Source organism: Polyangium sp. 15x6, assembly GCF_029960785.1.
GTDB lineage: Bacteria > Myxococcota_A > Polyangia > Polyangiales > Polyangiaceae > Polyangium.
Genome location: NZ_JASBQE010000245.1, coordinates 1 through 1584, shown reverse-complemented (window position 1 = coordinate 1584; position 1584 = coordinate 1). Strand labels below are relative to the sequence as shown.

2 protein-coding genes are annotated in these 1584 nt (G+C 59.3%); both read left to right on the top strand.

Going from position 1 to position 1584, the window contains the following annotated elements; genetic code table 11:
• Positions 1-264: 264 nt before the first annotated feature.
• The gene (locus QHF83_RS53245) at positions 265-627 is read left to right on the top strand and encodes a hypothetical protein (RefSeq protein ID WP_282425869.1); all 363 of its coding nucleotides are present in this window, start codon (positions 265-267) and stop codon (positions 625-627) included.
• Positions 628-739: 112 nt separating this feature from the next.
• Positions 740-1105, top strand: a complete 366-nt coding sequence (locus QHF83_RS53240) for a hypothetical protein (RefSeq protein ID WP_282425868.1) — start codon at positions 740-742, stop codon at positions 1103-1105.
• The last annotated feature ends 479 nt before the right edge of the window (positions 1106-1584 follow it).

The window sequence follows — 1584 nt, the reverse complement described above, 5'->3', positions numbered from 1 at the left end:
TTGCTCTCTTCAGAGGGGCGAAGTCGGAACGTGCGCTGATAGCAACGCCTCGTCAGCATGCACGTCACAAGTGGGCGGATCGATCGAGGGAAAGCCACGCGCATGGTCAGGAGCAGCCACCGTGCCGAGGGTGATGTCGCGAGTTTCAGGTACTTACGCATGCCGCAGAGGTGGCGGAGTCCCGCACGCACCTGGCGGGCGCCACCTTGACCCTCTCCCAGGACTGGTCGGTTCTGGTCAACCTGGTTGCGGTTCTTCTTAGTCGTGTTATCTGAGACGACGACACATGGCAACCCGAAGGATCTGGTCACCGGAGCGATGCTCAAGCTGGCCGAGGAAGCTATCGCTGACGCTGTCGGGATGCGAATCGCGGCAGGCGCCCGTGCCCTCATTGCAGAAAGGAATGGGATACCCGAAGGGAAGATTGCTACCTACTACAACAATGCACTCTCAACCGGATCGAACAAAGGTGGTGGTGGATACGGCTATATTCCCAGGGGGATCGTCCAGTTCCCCACGCTTCCGGGAACGAATAATACTCACATGTTTGCGAGATCTGCACTAACCCCGAGCGCCGGAGCTGCTGTCGATGTCATCATGCCAAAGCTGCGTCGTTTCATTCGCTAGCTTGCTCGGAATAGTATTCTATGGATCCACCCTGGTAGGGTGTGGGCGTCCATCCAATGGGGCAGAGGAATATGCTCTCCCCAGGCAAGGTGACGTAAATATTCCGAAGGCTGTGCCTGATGGTACGGGAAGCGCGCAACGGATCGACCCGGAACAGGATCGGCTCCCAGATGCAGGGCTCTTGTCCTCCTCGGACAAGGACTTGGCTGAAAAAAGAGAATACGTGGCAAAAGTGTTTCACACCACCAAGCTATTGCGCAAGACGATATTGCACGCTGAACGCGCTGGCATCGTCTGTGAGCGCTTGGGTACATGGGTATCCGACCAGCAAATTCTTGATGCTTGGGGGCAGCAAGTGCGCGGTTCTTGTGTACACGGCAAAATGGTCATGGAATCGCAGGGCAGCGACGGCGCATGGGGACCAAGCGTTGGGTCAGGCGATATTGTTGTATCGGAAGACGAGCTAATCATGCATTGACACGGCCGTCTTGGGGTTCCGTTCCGGGCTCGCCGACCCCGCTGATACCCATCCCTCCCTCACCGAACTACCGACCAGGAACCGCAACCAGGTTGACCGCCAACCCCAACCAGGTCGACAAAGCAACCAGGAACCGCAACCAGGTTGACCAGGAACCGCTGACCAGAAACCGCAACCAGGTTGACCGCCAACCCCGATCAGGTTGACTACGCCAGGGGGTTGCACGCCCGCCGCGTGAGTTTGCCCAGGGGCGCATGATGTTCCGACGGATCGCGCCACCACGGCGAAAAGGAAGGGCCTGGAACTACCGTCAGGAACCGCAACCAGGTTGACCGCGCCGGGGAGTTTCACGGTACCACCTCGCCCACCCCCGTCCTGACACCGACGGCTCGCTCCTCCGACGCTGGTGCCCCGAAGGGAGCACCCGATGCGGAACCATCAGCGAGCGGCGGCGATTCGTGCAGAGATCGAGCAGGACG